17 protein-coding genes, 3 tRNA genes and 1 rRNA gene are annotated in these 17,445 nt (G+C 55.6%); 6 read left to right on the top strand and 15 right to left on the bottom strand.

Annotated features, from left to right (window positions below; genetic code table 11):
- Positions 1–44 precede the first annotated feature (44 nt).
- The gene (ilvY, locus tag QLG07_RS23045) at positions 45–926 is read left to right on the top strand and encodes an HTH-type transcriptional activator IlvY (protein ID WP_048914339.1); all 882 of its coding nucleotides are present in this window, start codon (positions 45–47) and stop codon (positions 924–926) included.
- Here ilvY and ilvA read toward each other — a convergent pair.
- From ilvA to ilvL, 6 genes are all read right to left on the bottom strand, one after another.
- Positions 923–2,467: a threonine ammonia-lyase, biosynthetic gene (gene ilvA / locus QLG07_RS23050; protein ID WP_048914338.1), complete on the bottom strand. Its 1,545-nt coding sequence runs from the start codon at positions 2,465–2,467 to the stop codon at positions 923–925. The two genes, ilvY and ilvA, sit on opposite strands and share 4 nt — an antisense overlap.
- 5 nt (positions 2,468–2,472) lie before the next feature.
- Positions 2,473–4,323 (bottom strand): dihydroxy-acid dehydratase, encoded by a 1,851-nt coding sequence (ilvD, locus tag QLG07_RS23055; protein WP_048914337.1) that lies wholly within the window; start codon positions 4,321–4,323, stop codon positions 2,473–2,475.
- Between the two features lie 66 nt (positions 4,324–4,389).
- On the bottom strand, positions 4,390–5,316 hold the full coding sequence (locus tag QLG07_RS23060; protein ID WP_048914336.1) for a branched-chain amino acid transaminase: 927 nt from the start codon (positions 5,314–5,316) through the stop codon (positions 4,390–4,392).
- Positions 5,317–5,334: 18 nt separating this feature from the next.
- A complete protein-coding gene (gene ilvM, locus QLG07_RS23065) occupies positions 5,335–5,592 on the bottom strand; it encodes an acetolactate synthase 2 small subunit (RefSeq protein WP_048914335.1) in 258 nt (85 codons plus the stop codon).
- Positions 5,589–7,235, bottom strand: coding sequence for an acetolactate synthase 2 catalytic subunit (ilvG, locus tag QLG07_RS23070; RefSeq protein ID WP_048914344.1), 1,647 nt, complete (start codon positions 7,233–7,235; stop codon positions 5,589–5,591). Before ilvG ends, ilvM begins: the two co-directional genes overlap by 4 nt.
- A 139-nt stretch (positions 7,236–7,374) precedes the next feature.
- Positions 7,375–7,473, bottom strand: a complete 99-nt coding sequence (ilvL, locus tag QLG07_RS23075; RefSeq protein WP_071822090.1) for an ilv operon leader peptide — start codon at positions 7,471–7,473, stop codon at positions 7,375–7,377.
- Positions 7,474–7,813: 340 nt separating this feature from the next.
- On the opposite strand from ilvL, the gene QLG07_RS23080 reads away from it, so the two are divergent.
- On the top strand, positions 7,814–9,334 hold the full coding sequence (locus QLG07_RS23080) for a YifB family Mg chelatase-like AAA ATPase (protein ID WP_048914334.1): 1,521 nt from the start codon (positions 7,814–7,816) through the stop codon (positions 9,332–9,334).
- A 34-nt stretch (positions 9,335–9,368) separates the two neighbouring features.
- On the opposite strand, the gene QLG07_RS23085 is transcribed toward QLG07_RS23080, so the two are convergent.
- On the bottom strand, positions 9,369–9,707 hold the full coding sequence (locus tag QLG07_RS23085; protein ID WP_048914333.1) for a DUF413 domain-containing protein: 339 nt from the start codon (positions 9,705–9,707) through the stop codon (positions 9,369–9,371).
- A 121-nt stretch (positions 9,708–9,828) separates the two neighbouring features.
- On the opposite strand from QLG07_RS23085, the gene hdfR reads away from it, so the two are divergent.
- Positions 9,829–10,656 carry an HTH-type transcriptional regulator HdfR gene (gene hdfR / locus QLG07_RS23090; RefSeq protein ID WP_048914343.1) on the top strand — a complete coding sequence of 276 codons (828 nt, stop codon included), beginning with the start codon at positions 9,829–9,831 and terminating at the stop codon, positions 10,654–10,656.
- Positions 10,657–10,785: 129 nt separating this feature from the next.
- Here hdfR and QLG07_RS23095 read toward each other — a convergent pair.
- The 3 genes from QLG07_RS23095 to dnaQ form a co-directional block, all read right to left on the bottom strand.
- Positions 10,786–10,861 (bottom strand) — tRNA-Trp (locus QLG07_RS23095).
- A 7-nt stretch (positions 10,862–10,868) separates the two neighbouring features.
- Positions 10,869–10,945 (bottom strand) — tRNA-Asp (locus QLG07_RS23100).
- 132 nt (positions 10,946–11,077) lie between these two features.
- Positions 11,078–11,833 (bottom strand): DNA polymerase III subunit epsilon, encoded by a 756-nt coding sequence (gene dnaQ / locus QLG07_RS23105; RefSeq protein ID WP_048917076.1) that lies wholly within the window; start codon positions 11,831–11,833, stop codon positions 11,078–11,080.
- 51 nt (positions 11,834–11,884) lie between these two features.
- On the opposite strand from dnaQ, the gene rnhA reads away from it, so the two are divergent.
- Positions 11,885–12,352, top strand: a complete 468-nt coding sequence (gene rnhA, locus QLG07_RS23110) for a ribonuclease HI (protein WP_133624386.1) — start codon at positions 11,885–11,887, stop codon at positions 12,350–12,352.
- Positions 12,353–12,396: 44 nt separating this feature from the next.
- On the opposite strand, the gene QLG07_RS23115 is transcribed toward rnhA, so the two are convergent.
- Positions 12,397–13,119, bottom strand: coding sequence for a class I SAM-dependent methyltransferase (locus QLG07_RS23115; RefSeq protein WP_048917078.1), 723 nt, complete (start codon positions 13,117–13,119; stop codon positions 12,397–12,399).
- A gap of 44 nt (positions 13,120–13,163) precedes the next feature.
- Here QLG07_RS23115 and gloB point away from each other — a divergent pair, with 44 nt between their 5' ends.
- On the top strand, positions 13,164–13,919 hold the full coding sequence (gene gloB / locus QLG07_RS23120; RefSeq protein ID WP_282470232.1) for a hydroxyacylglutathione hydrolase: 756 nt from the start codon (positions 13,164–13,166) through the stop codon (positions 13,917–13,919).
- A 72-nt stretch (positions 13,920–13,991) separates the two neighbouring features.
- A complete protein-coding gene (mltD, locus tag QLG07_RS23125) occupies positions 13,992–15,371 on the top strand; it encodes a murein transglycosylase D (protein ID WP_048917080.1) in 1,380 nt (459 codons plus the stop codon).
- Positions 15,372–15,417: 46 nt separating this feature from the next.
- Here mltD and QLG07_RS23130 read toward each other — a convergent pair whose 3' ends face one another.
- The 4 genes from QLG07_RS23130 to rrf form a co-directional block, all read right to left on the bottom strand.
- A complete protein-coding gene (locus QLG07_RS23130) occupies positions 15,418–16,182 on the bottom strand; it encodes a class I SAM-dependent methyltransferase (protein ID WP_282470233.1) in 765 nt (254 codons plus the stop codon).
- Between the two features lie 17 nt (positions 16,183–16,199).
- Positions 16,200–17,003: an endonuclease/exonuclease/phosphatase family protein gene (locus QLG07_RS23135; protein ID WP_048917082.1), complete on the bottom strand. Its 804-nt coding sequence runs from the start codon at positions 17,001–17,003 to the stop codon at positions 16,200–16,202.
- A 178-nt stretch (positions 17,004–17,181) separates the two neighbouring features.
- Positions 17,182–17,258, bottom strand: a tRNA-Asp gene (locus tag QLG07_RS23140).
- Between the two features lie 100 nt (positions 17,259–17,358).
- Positions 17,359–17,445: ribosomal RNA gene (gene rrf, locus QLG07_RS23145) — 5S ribosomal RNA — on the bottom strand; the annotation flags it as partial.

A 17,445-nucleotide genomic window follows, 5' to 3' on the forward strand; every position in this document is an offset into this window, starting at 1 on the left:
GTGACGTTGCACTTTTTGCAACATAGCTTTGAGGCCCAAACTGTATGGATCTGCGTGACCTGAAATTGTTTCTCCATCTCGCCGATAGCCGCCATTTTGGCCGCAGCGCAAGGGCGATGCACGTCAGCCCCTCTACGCTGTCACGGCAGATCCAGCGGCTGGAGGAGGACCTTGGGCAGACGCTGTTTTTACGCGATAACCGCACGGTAACCCTGACCGATGCCGGTGAGCGCCTGCGCCAGTTCGCTCAGCAAACGCTGTTGCAGTATCAGCAGATGCGCCACGCCATCGGGCAGAATGGCCCGTCACTGAGTGGTGAACTGCGTCTGTTCTGCTCGGTGACCGCCGCTTACAGCCATCTGCCGCCCATCCTTGATCGCTTCCGCGCCGAGCATCCGCTGGTAGAAATCAAACTGACCACAGGGGACGCCGCCGACGCGGTGGAGAAAGTCCAGACCAATGAGGCCGATATTGCCATCGCCGGGCGGCCAGAAACGCTGCCCGGCAGCATTGGTTTTATGCCGCTCGGGCTGATCCCGCTGGTGCTGATCGCCCCCGCGCTGCCGTGCCCGGTGCGTAGCCAGGCAACGCAGCCGCATCCCGACTGGGCGCAAATCCCATTTATTCTGCCCGCGCAGGGGCCGTCGCGGCGGCGCATTGATTTATGGTTCCGCCATCGCCATATCGCGAACCCACTGATTTACGCTACGGTTTCCGGACATGAGGCGATTGTCTCGATGGTGGCGCTGGGGTGCGGCATCGCACTGCTGCCGGATGTGGTGCTGGAGAACAGCCCGGAGCCAATCCGTAACCGTATTCTGGAGCTGGAAGATGTCGAGATGGTGGCACCGTTTGAACTCGGCGTATGCGTACAAAAAAAGCGGCTCACTGAGCCGCTTATTGATGCTTTCTGGAAACTGCTTTAGCCCGCCAGAAAGAAGCGGAAGGCCGGATTATTGGTTTCATCGTGGAAATCATAACCCAGCGCCGCCAGGTGCTCTTCAAACTGCGGCTCGCTGTCGCTCAGCTCAAACGCCGCCAGAACGCGACCGTAGTCAGTACCGTGGCTGCGGTAGTGAAACAACGAGATATTCCAGTGGGTGCCCAGCGTCTGCAGGAAGCGCAGCAGCGCACCGGGCGCTTCCGGGAATTCAAAGCTGAACAGCCGCTCGCGCAGCGGTTTCGACGGTCGCCCGCCGACCATATAGCGCACGTGAAGCTTCGCCATTTCGTCATCGGAGAGATCCACGACTTGATAACCGCCTTCTGACAGCAGCTGCAGGATCTCGTGGCGCTCCTCCATGCCGCGCGTCAGGCGTACGCCAACAAAGATGCAGGCCTCGTCAGCGTTGGCATAGCGATAGTTGAACTCGGTCACCGAACGCCCGCCCAGCAGCTGGCAGAAGCGCAGGAAGCTGCCCTGCTGCTCGGGAATTGTTACGGCCAGTAGCGCTTCACGCTGCTCGCCCAGTTCACAACGCTCGGAAACGTAGCGCAGGCCGTGGAAGTTGACGTTAGCACCGGACAGCACGTGCGCCAGCCGTTCACCCTGGATCTGGTGCTGCTGGATATACTTCTTCATCCCCGCCAGCGCCAGCGCGCCGGAAGGCTCCGCCACCGCACGCACATCATCGAACAGATCCTTCATCGCCGCGCAAATGGCATCGCTGTCGACGGTGATGATGTCGTCAAGATACTCCTGGCACAGCCGGAAGGTCTCGCTGCCGATGCGCTTCACCGCCACGCCTTCGGCAAACAGCCCGACGCGTGGTAGATCGACCGGATGCCCGGCATCCAGCGCCGCCTTCAGGCAGGCTGAGTCCGCCGCCTCCACCGCAATCACTTTGATTTGCGGCATCAGCTGTTTGATCAACACCGCCACGCCTGCGGCCAGACCGCCGCCGCCAACCGGTACGAACACGCGGTCAAGATGCGCATCTTGCTGCAGCAGCTCCATCGCCAGTGTGCCCTGCCCGGCAATCACCATCGGATGATCGAAGGGCGGCACAAAGGTGTAACCCTGCTGCTCGGACAGCTCGATGGCTTTCGCTTTCGCTTCATCAAAGTTGGCGCCAAACAGGAAAGCCTCACCGCCAAACGCCCGCACCGCATCAACCTTGATATCTGCAGTGGCGACCGGCATCACAATCAGGGATTTAATTCCTAACTTGCTGGCCGATAACGCTACGCCCTGGGCATGATTGCCCGCCGAAGCGGTAACCACGCCGCGCGCGCGCTGCTCTGCGCTCAGCCCGGCAATCATCGCGTAGGCGCCACGCAGCTTAAAGCTGTGTACCGGCTGGCGATCTTCGCGCTTTACCAGGATGGTATTGCCGAGGCGGGCAGAGATCTTCTCCATCTTTTGCAACGGGGTGACCTGGGCCGCCTCGTACACCGGCGCACGCAGCACCGCACGCAGATACTCTGCGCCACTCGGTTGGTCGGATAGCGGTTGCGACTCAGCCATGTTTGTTAGCCTCCCAGCTTACTCTTATCGCGGACGGCACCTTTGTCGGCGCTGGTTGCCAGGGTGGCATAAGCACGCAGAGCAAAGGAAACCTGACGCTCACGACCGTGTGGCGTATAGGCTTCATCCCCACGTGCTTCTTCTTCCAGACGACGGGCGGCCAGTTCATTGTCCGGCACGGCCAGCTGGATACCACGCTGTGGAATATCGATGTTGATGATGTCGCCATCTTTGACCAGCGCGATGGTGCCGCCGCTCGCCGCTTCCGGCGAAGCATGGCCGATTGACAGACCGGAAGTCCCACCGGAGAAACGACCATCGGTGATCAGCGCACAGGCTTTACCGAGGCCCATTGATTTCAGATAGGTGGTCGGATAGAGCATTTCCTGCATACCCGGGCCGCCTTTTGGCCCTTCATAGCGGATAACGACAACGTCACCGGCCACCACTTTACCGCCGAGGATCGCAGCAACCGCATCATCCTGGCTTTCATAGACTTTCGCCGGGCCGCTAAACACCAGGCTGCCTTCATCGACGCCCGCGGTTTTAACGATACAGCCGTTTTCAGCGATGTTGCCGTACAGCACCGCCAGGCCGCCGTCCTGACTGAAGGCGAATTCGCGTGAACGAATGCAGCCTTCCTGACGGTCGTCATCCAGCGTGTCCCAACGGGTATCCTGCGAGAATGCCTGAGTAGTACGAATGCCCGCCGGGCCAGCGCGGAACATTTTCTTCACCGCTTCATCTTTGGTCAGCATGATGTCGTACTGATCCAGCGTTTCACGCAGGCTCAGGCCGAGGATGTTGCGCACGCTGTTGTCCAGCAGTCCGGCGCGGTCCAGCTCGCCGAGGATACCGAGTACGCCACCGGCACGGTGAACGTCTTCCATATGGTATTTCTGCGTGCTTGGCGCCACTTTGCACAGGTGCGGAACCAGGCGCGACAGGCGGTCGATATCGGAGATATCGAAGTCGATTTCGCCTTCCTGCGCGGCAGCCAGCAGGTGCAGAACGGTGTTAGTGGAACCGCCCATGGCGATATCCAGGGTGATGGCGTTTTCAAATGCGGCTCTGCTGGCGATGCTGCGCGGCAGCGCCGTTTCGTCATCCTGCTCGTAGTAACGTTTGGTCAGCTCGACGATGCGGCGGCCAGCATTGAGGAACAGCTCTTTACGGTCAGCGTGCGTCGCCAGCAGCGAGCCGTTACCCGGCTGCGACAGACCCAGCGCTTCGGTCAGGCAGTTCATTGAGTTCGCGGTAAACATCCCTGAACAGGAGCCACAGGTCGGGCAGGCCGAACGCTCAATCTGATCGCTCTCTGCATCGCTAACGTTCGGGTTCGCACCCTGGATCATGGCATCGACGAGGTCGAGCTTGATGATTTTATCAGACAGTTTGGTTTTACCGGCTTCCATCGGGCCGCCGGAAACGAAGATCACCGGAATGTTCAGGCGCAGTGACGCCATCAGCATGCCCGGGGTGATTTTGTCACAGTTAGAGATACACACCATGGCATCGGCACAGTGGGCGTTTACCATGTACTCCACGGAGTCGGCGATCAGCTCACGGGATGGCAGAGAATAGAGCATTCCGCCGTGGCCCATGGCGATACCATCATCCACTGCGATGGTGTTGAACTCTTTCGCCACGCCGCCTGAGGCTTCAATTTCCTCAGCAACCAGCTTACCCAGGTCGCGCAGGTGAACGTGGCCCGGTACAAATTGCGTAAAGGAGTTAACCACGGCGATGATCGGCTTACCGAAATCATCATCGGTCATTCCTGTGGCGCGCCAGAGGGCACGGGCACCGGCCATATTGCGCCCGTGAGTGGTGGTGGCGGAACGGTACTTAGGCATGCTCTATACTCCAGAAATCAGATAGTGCGCAGGCGTCAACTGACGCCTGCGAAAAAAACATTATTGTTATGGGTTAACCGGATCCAACCAGCCCCATTTGTCTTCCGTTTCGCCGGTGAACAGGCCGAAGAAGGCAGACTGGATGCGCTCGGTGACCGGGCCGCGTTTACCCGCGCCAACCTGGATACCGTCAACGCTACGCACCGGAGTGATCTCCGCGGCAGTACCGGACATAAACACTTCGTCAGCCAGATACAGCGATTCACGTGACAGCACCTGCTCACGCACTTCGATTCCCATATCCTGCGCCAGTTTGATGATGGCGTCACGAGTAATACCCGGCAGCGCAGAAGAGGTGAACGGCGGAGTGAACAGGATGCCGTCTTTCACTTCAAACAGGTTCTCACCGGCACCTTCTGAGATATAGCCCTGGGTGTCCAGCGCGATCCCTTCCTGGTAGCCGTGGCGGCGCGCTTCGCTACCCACCAGCAGAGAGGAGAGATAGTTACCACCGGCTTTGGCCGCCGTTGGCAGGGTGTTTGGCGCCACGCGATTCCAGGAAGAGACCATCGCATCGATGCCCTGCTCCAGCGCTTCGGCACCGAGGTAGGCGCCCCATGGGAATGCAGCGATGATCACATCAGTTTCATAACCGTCCGGCGGGTTAACGCCCAGGCCCACGTCACCAACAAATACCAGCGGACGAATATAGGCGCTTTTCAGGTTGTTTTTACGCAGGGTAGCGCGGCAGGCTTCCATCAACTCATCAACGCTCAGGCTGACAGGGAAACGATAGATCTTGGCAGAATCACGCAGGCGCTGCATATGTTCACGATGGCGGAAGACTACTGGTCCTTTGTGCGAGTCATAGCAGCGGACGCCTTCAAACACAGAGGTGCCGTAGTGCAGTGCGTGGGACATGACGCTGACCTTAGCGTCTTCCCATTTAACCATCTCGCCATTGAACCAGATAAAGTCTGCTTTCTTCGTCATTCTTGTTTCCTTGCGCGCTTATGCGCGGATTTGTTGTGTTGTTAATTGTTGGGTCTGAACGCATGCAACGTCCATCAGTTTACTCAACTGCGTTGACAGTAAATCGACAGAGCGCTGGCTGGCAACGGTCATCTCAATATTAATATTGTCACTGTTGACCAACGACGCCATGTTCATCGCGCAGACCTGAAAGCCACGGTGACGCACGACGCGCAAAATGCGCTCCAGTATTTCCGGGCGAAAGCGCGCTTCGATAGACAATTGATGCTGCATCATGAGGTTTTCTCCATCATTTGTTCGTTGCTGGCACCAGGCGGTACCAGAGGCCAGACGTTCTCAAGCTCGTCGATGGCGACGTGGAGCATGTATGGCCCTTCACTGTGCAGCAAAGCGTCTAATGCGGCGTCGACCTGGTCTTTACGGGTAATGCGCTGGCCCGGGATATCAAAAGCGCGGGCCAGCATCAGGAAGTCCGGGTTATCGGACAGATTGGTTTCGCTGTAACGCTCGGCGAAGAACAGCTGCTGCCACTGGCGAACCATGCCAAGGCGCTGGTTATCAAGCAGCACAATTTTAACCGGCAGCTGTTTACGCTTAATGGTGCCAAGCTCCTGCACGTTCATCATGAAGGAACCATCGCCGGAGACGCAGATAACGGTGTCGTCCGGGCGGGCAACCTGTGCACCCACTGCGGCTGGCAGGCCAAAGCCCATGGTGCCCAGACCGCTGGAGGTGATAAAGTTTTCCGGGCGGTTAAAGCTCATATGCTGCGCGGCCCACATCTGGTGCTGACCCACATCGGTGGTCACTACTGCACTTTGCGGTTTACGGTCTGACAACTGTTTCAAAAACAGCGGAGCAAAAATCGCCTCGCCCGGATGGTCGTAGCGCCAGCCGCTTTCGGCTTTCAGGGCCTTCACTTCTTCACGCCACGCCTGAATCTCAACCGGCTGATACAGGTCTGGCAGCAGCTTATTCAGGTCGCCCTGCAGGCCAACGTGCGCGCGGCGCAGTTTGTGTAGCTCAGCCGGGTCGATATCCAGATGGATCACGCTGGCATGCGGCGCGAAGGTGTCCAGCTTACCGGTTACGCGATCATCAAAGCGCGCGCCTACGGCAATCAGCAGGTCACACTGCTGAACGGCAATATTGGCGGCTTTAGTACCGTGCATGCCCAGCATGCCGAGGTAGCAGGCGTCTTCAGCATCCGGCGTGCCCAAACCTTTCAGAGTGGCAACGGTCGGAATACCGGTCTCTTTAGCGAAAGCGCGCAGGGCGTGAACGGCATCCGCCATCCCGACACCGCCACCCACGTATAGGATCGGTTTTTTTGACTGAGCCAGCAGGTTACGCGCCTGCTGCAATTCAGCGTGCGGGTGCGCCAGCTCCTGCTCTACCGGCAGCAGATGCGCGCTCAGCTCACCGCATGCCAGCTGGATATCTTTAGGGATATCGACCAGTACCGGGCCAGGGCGGCCTGATTTGGCGATGGCGAAGGCCTCTGCCATCACGATCGGTAACTCTTCGAGAGATTCAACGAGGAAACTGTGCTTGGTACAGGCCAGTGACAGGCCGAGCACGTCAATCTCCTGGAAGGCATCGGTGCCCATCACCGCGGAGGAGACCTGCCCGGTGATGGCGACAATCGGCACCGAGTCCAGCATGGCATCAGCCAGGCCGGTGATCAGGTTGGTAGCCCCCGGTCCGGAAGTGGCGATACAGACGCCGACTTTGCCAGTCGCGCGAGCGAATCCGATCGCCGCCATCGCCGCACCCTGCTCGTGGCGGCACAGTAGGTGTTCGACACCGCCGTCATAGAGCGCGTCATAGACCGGCATGATTGCACCACCCGGGTAGCCGAAAACTGTTTCGACACCCTGTGCACGCAAAGCTTGAACCACCCACTGAGCACCATTCATAGTTATTTCCCCGCCCTCTGCTTGGAACAACAGCATATTATTCTACTGTTCATCTTCTGTTCCTCTCTCGTTAATGCCCTGCAAAAAAAAACCCCCGGACCTTTCGGTGCGGGGGTTCTTTCGAAATCAGGCTTGATTTTTAAGCCTTTCTTTCTCCGAGCGTAGCCCCGCACGGCGTGATAATAATCACGACGACGTTAATAATGACTAGGCTGACGACTCGTAGAAGGGCTTTCATTTGGATACTTAAAATTCGCTTGTTCGAAGTAATGCCTACAGAGTTATCACAGTTTTCGGTTCTGATTCAACTTTTTTCATCATTTAATTTTATGCGGGCAGCCACAGATTCAGAAAAAATTATGGTTTTTCAGTCAATAAGCAAAAGCTGAATGTTTTTCATTAATCACCGGGCGCGATGGCTTCATCTCGCTGCTGAGAAAATAGTCGAGTCCGATCGCAAGGCAATGTTTCTGGCAGTCGAGCCGGGCAAAAACTTTACGGCGCGGCGCGCAAATTCCGTCTTTGCCCGTCGCCGCAAAAAAGCCGGGGGCGCAAAATAGCCGCAACAAGGAGAGTTTATGTCGTTATCTGTTGCCTACACCCGCGCTGCAATCGGCATTCAGGCGCCGCTGGTCACTGTAGAAGTCCACATCAGCAATGGGTTGCCTGCGCTGTCGCTGGTCGGGCTGCCAGAAACCACCGTCAAGGAAGCGCGCGATCGGGTACGCAGCGCAATCCTCAATAGCGGGTTCACTTTCCCGGCAAAGCGTATCACCGTCAATCTGGCGCCTGCTGACCTGCCAAAAGAGGGGGGGCGTTACGATCTTCCCATCGCAATCGCTATTCTCGCCGCTTCTGAGCAGATCCCTGCGGAAAAGCTCACCCGCTATGAGTTCCTCGGCGAACTGGCCCTGACAGGCGCGCTACGCGGCATACAGGGTGCGATTCCCGCCGCAGTGGCCGCGCTGGATGCCCGGCGACAGCTGATCCTCTCAGCCTATAATGAAAATGATGTCGGCCTGATCCAGCATGGCGAGAGCCTGATTGCGACTCACCTGCTGGAGGTTTGTGCTTTTTTGCACGATAAAGGGAAGTTGGAGCACGCCCGCTGCGAGCATCAACCCTCCCCAGCCGAAACGCACGACCTGAATGAAATTATTGGACAGGAACAGGCCAAGCGAGCGCTGGAGGTCACAGCGTCTGGCGGCCATAATCTGCTGCTGATTGGACCGCCGGGGACGGGAAAAACAATGCTGGCATCGCGGCTTAGTGGTCTGATGCCGCCTCTAAGCGATCGTGAGGCCCTTGAGAGTGCAAGTGTAGCTAGTCTCGTGAATAGCGGCGATCTACGCCGTCAGTGGCGCCAGAGGCCTTTCCGCTCCCCTCATCACAGCGCTTCGCTGTATGCGTTAGTGGGCGGTGGCTCTTTGCCGAAGCCCGGGGAGATCTCGCTGGCGCATAACGGCGTGCTGTTTCTGGATGAGCTGCCGGAATTTGAGCGGCGCGCGCTGGATGCATTACGTGAGCCGCTGGAGTCAGGGGAGATCAGTATCTCCCGGGCCAAAGCAAAGATTACCTATCCGGCACGTTTTCAATTGATAGCCGCCATGAACCCAAGCCCGACCGGACACTATCTTGGTTCGCACAACCGCTGCTCTCCACAGCAGACGCTGCGCTATCTCAGTCGCCTGTCTGGCCCTTTCCTTGACCGCTTTGATTTATCGCTGGAGGTGCCCCTTCTGCCTCCGGGAACATTGAGTCATCAACGTACTGACAGTGAGTCAAGCCAGCAGGTAAGAGAGCGCGTGCTGGCCGCACGAAATTGTCAGTACGCACGCTGCGGTAAAGTGAATGCCCTAATGAATAACCCAGAAATCCAGCATTACTGTACACTTACCCGAGAGGATGCCGAATGGCTGGAACAGGTGCTGAATCATTTGGGGCTGTCGGTGCGGGCGTGGCAGCGCATACTGAAAGTGGCGCGGACTATTGCCGATCTGGCAGGCGAGCAGGAGATTAACCGGGAACATCTGACTGAAGCTGTAAGCTACCGTGGGATCGATCGTTTAATGATACATCTGCAAAATAACCTGGAATGATGGCAACGAAAAAGGGGCCGAAGCCCCTTTTCTCTTAATCGTCACTATCTGTATAGTCTTCAACACCTTCCATCTGCGGCTTGCCGCCTGAAAGGGTGTGGAAACGTTTAGGACGTTTGATTCGAGTCATATACTTTGACCAGACTTTCTCTGCCTCAGTGTGCGGCTCACGCACACCACGGCACACCTCAATAAACAGACGCTCTTCTTCCGTCGTTGGCTCACGCTTTGCCAGGTCCAACTCGTTAAAAGCGTAACCATAACGCTCAAGAAGTTGGGCTTCTTTGATGGTGAAATCGCCGTGACGGGAGAACCCGCGAGGGTAATGTTTGTTATCAAAAAAACGATTCGTTGTTGCGAAGCTTTCCGCCATTTTACACGCTCCTAACTCTTTTATGGCCGTGCTATTTATGGCGCGGAGTATTAGATAGGCTTGACAGAGTGTAAAACAAAACATTTAAATCATAACGACAAATGTTTTTTAGGAGATGGATGTGGATACGGAATTACTGAAGACCTTTCTTGAAGTGAGCAGAACTCGCCACTTTGGACGTGCCGCTGAAGCACTCTATCTCACGCAATCTGCTGTAAGTTTTCGCATCAGGCAGCTTGAAAACCAGCTGGGTGTAAACCTGTTTACCCGCCACCGCAATAACATCAGGCTGACGTCTGCAGGCGAGCGACTCCTCCCCTATGCAGAAAGCCTGATGAGCACCTGGCTGATGGCCAAGAAAGAGGTGGCGCATACACAGCAGCATCACGAGCTGTCGATAGGGGCAAGTGCTTCCATGTGGGAAGCCTACCTGACGCCGTGGCTACAAACCCTGTATGAGAACCGTGAGAGCCTGCATTTAGAGGCACGAGTCGCTCAGCGCCATTTACTGGTCAAGCAACTGCACGAGCGGCAGCTGGACCTGTTAATTACTACTGAAGCACCGAAAATGGACGAGCTGACCAGCCAGCAGATTGGCCATATTTCTCTGACTTTGTTCCGGTCGCGAAAATCGGAGAAAAAAGAGAAATATGACTATATTAAGCTGGAGTGGGGTGCTGATTTCCATCAGCATGAAAGCTATCTGGCAGGGGCAGACGACGTGCCAGTGCTAACGACAACTTCTGCACATTTAACCCGTCAACTGCTGCACACTACCGGAGCCTGCGCATTTTTACCTGAGGTCTGGGGTAAAGAGTACAGCGATTTAATGGTGATCCCGGACACGGCTGTTGTCTCCCGACCGCTGTATGCGGTGTGGTTAGAAAACAGCGATCAGCAGGCCTATATTCGCCAGCTGATAAAATTCCCGGTGAATATTAAAGCATAAATCGTTGTTAAAACGCACAAAAGGGTCAGCTTGCTGGCCTTTTTTTATGGGGAAATTGGGGGAATAACGCACAGGGCAGGAATTTTAGACAAAAAAAATCCTTTGCCGAAGCAAAGGATTGTTTTTATTTGGCAGGGGCGGAGAGACTCGAACTCCCAACACCCGGTTTTGGAGACCGGTGCTCTACCAATTGAACTACGCCCCTAAAAGGGTGGCGGAACGGACGGGGCTCGAACCCGCGACCCCCTGCGTGACAGGCAGGTATTCTAACCAACTGAACTACCGCTCCACCGATGTTCCCCGTCGGGAACGAGGCGGATATTACGGGGCAGTCAGATGTTCGTCAACGCTTTTTCTGTGGATTAATATCAACTGCTGCGTTTTTCACCATCACGCGGTTTTATTATGCAAATTTAAAGCGTTATACCTCGTCAGCCTCTTCCTGAGGGCGCCATAAGCAGCTGCCACCCTTTTTCTGCACCAGGTCAAGACGCGCCTCGTGTGCCGCCACTTCGGCTTCACTGGCGCGCACTACCCGCAGCCCGGAGGCGGGGCGTTCGATGCGGTAGATGGTTTCGCCGTCGCTCTGCTCTTCACGATCCCCTTCCATCGAGAAGGCCAGCGAGGTTTGCCCGCCGGTCATGATCAGGAAGACTTCTGCAAGAATTTCGGAGTCAAGCAGTGCGCCGTGCAGGACGCGCTTGCTGTTGTCTATCTCATAGCGTGAGCAGATGGCATCAAGGCTGTTACGCTTGCCGGGGAACATCTTGCGCGCCATCGCCAGGCTGTCGGTGATCTGGCAGAAGGTTTCGGTCTTCGGAATGCCGCGCTGCAGCTTGGAGAATTCGTAATCCATAAAGCCGATATCGAACGAGGCGTTATGGATGACTAACTCCGCCCCCTTTATATAGGCAAGGAAGTCGTCGGCAATGTCAGCGAAGGTGGGTTTATCCAGCAGAAACTCGTCGGCGATGCCGTGAACGCCGAACGCTTCCGGGTCCACCAGGCGGTCGGGCTTGAGGTAAACGTGGAAGTTGTTGCCGGTCAGGCGGCGGTTGATCACCTCTACCGCACCAATCTCAATGATGCGGTGCCCTTCATAATGGACGCCGATCATGTTCATACCGGTGGTTTCGGTATCGAGTACGATCTGACGCGTTGTATTTACTGTGCTCATAGGACCCGTTTATGTCAGACTTGGCGTTTTTCTACGGAGAGTCTACCAGAGATGCTTAAGCAGGTAGAAATTTTCACCGACGGTTCGTGCCTCGGTAATCCAGGCCCCGGCGGTTATGGCGCGATCATGCGCTACGGCTCGCATGAAAAAACATTCAGTGCGGGTTTCCATCTCACCACCAATAATCGCATGGAGATGATGGCGGCGATTGTGGCGCTGGAAGCACTGACTCAGCCGTGTAACGTTACGCTGAGTACCGACAGCCAGTATGTGCGCCAGGGGATCACCAGCTGGATCCACAACTGGAAGAAGCGCGGCTGGAAGACTGCCGATAAGAAGCCGGTTAAAAATGTCGATTTATGGCAACGGCTGGACAGCGCGCTCAGCACGCACGAGATCCACTGGAAGTGGGTTAAGGGGCATGCCGGCCACGTAGAAAACGAGCGCTGCGATGAGCTGGCGCGCGCGGCTGCCGGCAATCCGACATTTGATGATGTGGGTTATCAGGCCGGCGCGTAATGCAAAAGGAATGAACGGGATAGAAGGCGATCCCGTTATACCATTCAGCCTCTGCGCCCTTCCCGGTACTGGCTGGTAGCACCCACGGCGTGCAGCTGGCGCTTGCTGGCACTCTTTTTCGCCGGGTTCATGGTCAGTGGGAAGGTACGCTTACGCGCGACGATCAGGTTTAAACAGCCGAGCGCGGGCAGGTGGGTGCTAATCACTTTCCCCCCCTGGCGGTTCCACGGCAGTACCTGGAAGCGCGAGCGGTGTATCACCTCATAGTTCAGCAGGCTCAGCCAGTCCATCAGGCGCATCTGGGTGAACATCCGGCTATTCCACGGCACCTTACGGTGCAGGCCGGGGATGAGCTTGCCGACTCCCAGGGCGCTGAAAATATTGAAGCCGCTGATGATCATCCAGCCGTCGTCGATCAACACCCTGTCCACCTCACGCAACACGCGGTGCGGATCGCTGCTCCATGCCAGCGTATGGGCCAGCAGGCAGGCATCAACCGATTTAGACTCAAAGGGCAGGCTTAGTGGGTCGGCGTGAACCTGCAGATTATCCCCGCTCAACCCAACGTTAACCTGATGCGAAATCGCACAGCTTTCAGTATCGATTTCCGCGCTCAGACTGCCTACCTTCAGCAGATGAAAACCATATAATTTAGCCAGGCTGGGGCGCAGCTGATGCGACAGCGCATCGCGATAATACTCACCGCAGGGGATTTGCGACCATGACTCTGGCACATGGCGAATATGACGTGTTTTAGCGGGCTTCATGCTTTACCATCTTCTTTCCATTGCGAGCATACGGGAGCGATCATATGAATCTTACCAGCATTCCAGCCCTTCAGGATAACTACATCTGGACGTTAAACGACGCGGCAGGCCGCTGTCTGATTGTCGACCCTGGCGAGGCCGCTCCGGTGCTGCGTGCCCTGGCAAAAAACCGCTGGCAGCCGGTGGCCATATTGCTTACGCACCATCATCACGATCACGTTGGCGGTGTGCCGGAGTTGCTGGCTCATTACCCCGACCTGACGGTTTATGGGCCGGAAGAAACCCGAGATAAAGGGGCAAATGCGATCGTCAACGAGGGTGATAGCGTCGATGTTTTAGGCTGTAACTTCACCATTTATGCTACGCCGGGCCACACTTTAGGACATATCTCATATTTCAGCTTCCCTTACCTTTTCTGCGGAGACACACTCTTTTCCGCCGGCTGCGGGAGACTGTTCGAAGGCACTGCTGAACAGATGTTTCAGTCATTTCAAAAGCTTAATCAGCTGCCAGCTGACACTCTGGTTTGTTGCGCCCATGAATATACGTTATCGAATTTAACCTTTGCGCAGGCCATTTCCCCGCAAGATGCGGAGATAAGCCGCTACTATCGAGAAATTAAGGAGTTACGCGCAAAAAATGGGGTAAGTTTGCCTACAAAACTGGGTTTTGAGCGAAAAATTAATCTTTTTTTAAGAACGCAAGATGTTGAATTACAACGAACTATTGGATTAGAAACAACTCCGCAACATGAGTGGCAGGTATTTGCGGCTCTACGCGAGAAGAAAGACCGTTTTTGATAATTTAGGTTGTGCTGAGGGGACCGACCACGTATTATTGCTCGTCTTTTAAGCGGAACCAATGACACACACATGAAGGCTAAAGCGATATTACTCGCCTCGGTCTTGCTGGTAGGGTGCCAGGCATCAAGGCATGATGCTAACATCCCTGAACAGCATGCACAGAGTTTGTCTTCGGCAGGTCAAGGTGAAAATGGACAGTACTCAGATAATATGTTGTCGCCGCGCTGGCAGGATGATGGAACATCGCTTGCGCAGGACAAAGATCTGTGGAATTTCATTAGCGACGAGCTGAAGATGAAGGTTCCGGATAATTACCGGATACGCGAACAAAAACAGAAATACCTGAAGAACAAGAGCTATCTCCACGATGTAACATTACGGGCAGAGCCGTATATGTACTGGATTGTCGAGCAAATTAAGCAACGCAAAATGCCGATGGAACTGGTACTACTACCCATAGTGGAGAGCGCTTTTGACCCTCATGCAACATCATCTGCGAATGCCGCTGGCATCTGGCAGATTGTGCCGCAGACGGGTAAAAATTATGGTCTTAAGCAGACCCAGTGGTATGACGGACGACGCGATGTTGTGGCATCGACCAAAGTTGCCCTGGATATGATGCAGCGCCTTAACGGTATGTTTGACGGTGACTGGTTACTGACGGTTGCGGCCTACAACAGCGGTGAAGGACGCGTGCTGAAAGCGATGAAAGCCAATAAAGCCCGTGGACGACCTACGGATTTCTGGTCTTTAGCGCTGCCAAAAGAAACGACGGTCTATGTGCCAAAAATGCTGGCTCTGGGGCAACTGCTCAAGAACAGTAAGCGATATGGCATACGTCTGCCCGCTCCCAACGAATCTCGTGCTCTGGCACGCGTTGAAGTGGGTCAGCAGATTGAATTGACGCAGGCAGCCGAAATGGCTGGCATGTCGCTAAGCAAGATGAAGACGTTTAACTCCGGCTACACGCGTGGAAAAACGGCCCCTAATGGTCCTCACTACATTATGGTACCGAAGTCCAACGTGGCTAAGCTTCGTAACTCACTGGCAACCGGTGATATCGCAGCGGTGCAGCCGACTTCACTTGCGAACAACAGCGTTTCATCCGGCTCCTATAAGGTGCGCAACGGTGACACGCTGTCCGGCATTGCCAAGCGTCTTGGCGTTCCGGTAAAAGATCTGCAGCGGGCAAACAATTTGCGTGGTGCCAGCATCAAACCGGGGCAGACGCTGAGCGTAAGCAGCAGTAACAGACTGGCAGATAACGGCGACAGCATCACCTATCAGGTACGTAAGGGTGATTCTCTGGCCAGTATCGCAAAACGTCACGGCGTAAACATCAAAGATGTGGTGCGCTGGAATAGCGTCGCCAGTAACAGTGCTAAGAACATCCAGCCCGGCGATAAGCTGACGCTGTTTGTGGATAATAGTGCGACACCTGACAGTTAGTCCGGTACCAGACCCAATAAAAAGCCCGTCTCCAGACGGGCTTTTTTTATGGCCGCAGGGCCTCGATAAAGATGATATCGGTGCTGAAACTGCCATCCGGCCTGAGAGCGTAGTAGTTCTGGACGTCGTCAGGTGCTGCCTGCTGATAAGCCCTTATCGCCTGCACCATTACTTCAGGGGTGCGCATACGCGCTGTCCAACTGCTAAACTCCAGCTCCAACTTATCCTGCGAGAGAGCCTGCACGGCCAGACCGGCTTCGGTCATTAGCGTCAGCCACTCCCCAGGGCTGTAATCGCGCACGTGTGAGGTATCACGCAGCGCCTCTACCGTCTGTAACCAGATATCGAGCACCGGATTGCCCGGTGCGCTGACGTCCATAAAAATCACTCTGCCGCCGGGTTTGAGCACACGACACACCTCCCGCAGCGCACTGCCAACATTATGCCAGTGGTGAGCGGAGTAGCGGCTGATGACAATATCAAACGCGGCATCGGCAAATGGCAGGCTCTCGGCATAGCCCTGCTGCGTGCTGAGGTGGTGATACCCGCGCTCATCCGCACTCTCGCACACTACCGCCAGCATCTTTTCCGACAAATCGTAGGCAATGACCTCTTTGACATGCTGAGCGGCAACAAAGCTCGCATGCCCTGCTCCACAGCCCATATCCAGTACTTTCGCGTCTGAGGCACCAAACAGCCGCTCTGCCAGCCGCACTAAATCCCGACCGCTGGCATGTACCGCGCTGGTCAGGTAGGCATTAGCCTGCTCGCCGAACTGTTTATCAACGTTGTCATGATGTTTTGTTGCCATTACGAGAAGCTTCCCTGTTATGCCAGCGATGGCGGATGAGCGTTAAATTCTACCAGCAGTGGGTTGTGATCTGAGGCGCGGGTGACCAGTACAGAAGCTTCTGCCACCCCCATTCCGCGATAAAAAACGAAATCCAGCGGACGCCCAAAGGCTTTGCGACGGTGATCGTCGGTGAAACGTACCTCACGCAGCCCCATTTCGCGTGAAAAACGATACAGGGCATTGATGCGTTGACGACTCCAGGCGTTAAAATCGCCGGCCATGATCACCGGGCCCTGATGGTGAAAGATCTGCTCACCGATCGGCCCTAGCTGCTTACTGTAAACATCAATACCCAGACTGAAGTTCACCGCGTGTATATTGACCACCATCAGCATTTGCCCACCCGGCAAGGGGTAAGCGGTGACCAGCGCTGACTTGGAGAGGCGCAGCAGCGGTTCACGCTCGCGCAGCGGGCAGCAATAGACCGGATGAGCTGAAGCCAGCGTCATGACGCCAGAAGGATGCTGGGGCAGAACAAAAGCGGGAACCTGGTCGGCCGCCAGGTAATTGGTGGTGGCGAAACGCACCAGCTCAGGCGTCGTTTGTGCCTCCTGCAGGAGAACCAGATGCGCATCTTTGCCAAAGTTTTGTAATACCGACAGCCACTCGGCGCGCTGCTGCTTGAAGATATTCCACACCAGTACCTTCAGGGTGGATTCGGTCGTTAGCGGGGCACCGGGCGGCAATGCCTGGCCGACATGCAGCATTGCCCCTGGCGGAAATATTTGCTCCGCTGGCTGCCCTGCTACGTATCTCATGGCATATGTTTTTTTCCGCACGTTACCGCCTGTACTTATTACTGCTGAATGAGCTTACCATCTATCAGTTATAGGGACTTTACTGCGTACTTTCAATCGGAGGAGGGTAATTCAAACGGGATTGTGCGTAAGGAAATGCAAATAAGAACTCAAATACAAAAAAGCCCTGACTCGTATGAGTCAGGGCTTCATGTTTTAGTGGCGGAACGGACGGGGCTCGAACCCGCGACCCCCTGCGTGACAGGCAGGTATTCTAACCAACTGAACTACCGCTCCACCGATTCTGTACTGAATTCAGACTGCGTCTGACTTCAGGTGTTTCGCCCTTACCTTGTCAGGGGTAAGGTCACGACCCGTAAACGGGTCTTAAATTGATGCCTGGCAGTTCCCTACTCTCGCATGGGGAGACCCCACACTACCATCGGCGCTACGGCGTTTCACTTCTGAGTTCGGCATGGGGTCA

Origin of the sequence: Erwinia sp. V90_4, assembly GCF_029967685.1 — a bacterium.
In the GTDB taxonomy this organism is placed as follows: domain Bacteria; phylum Pseudomonadota; class Gammaproteobacteria; order Enterobacterales; family Enterobacteriaceae; genus Erwinia; species Erwinia aphidicola.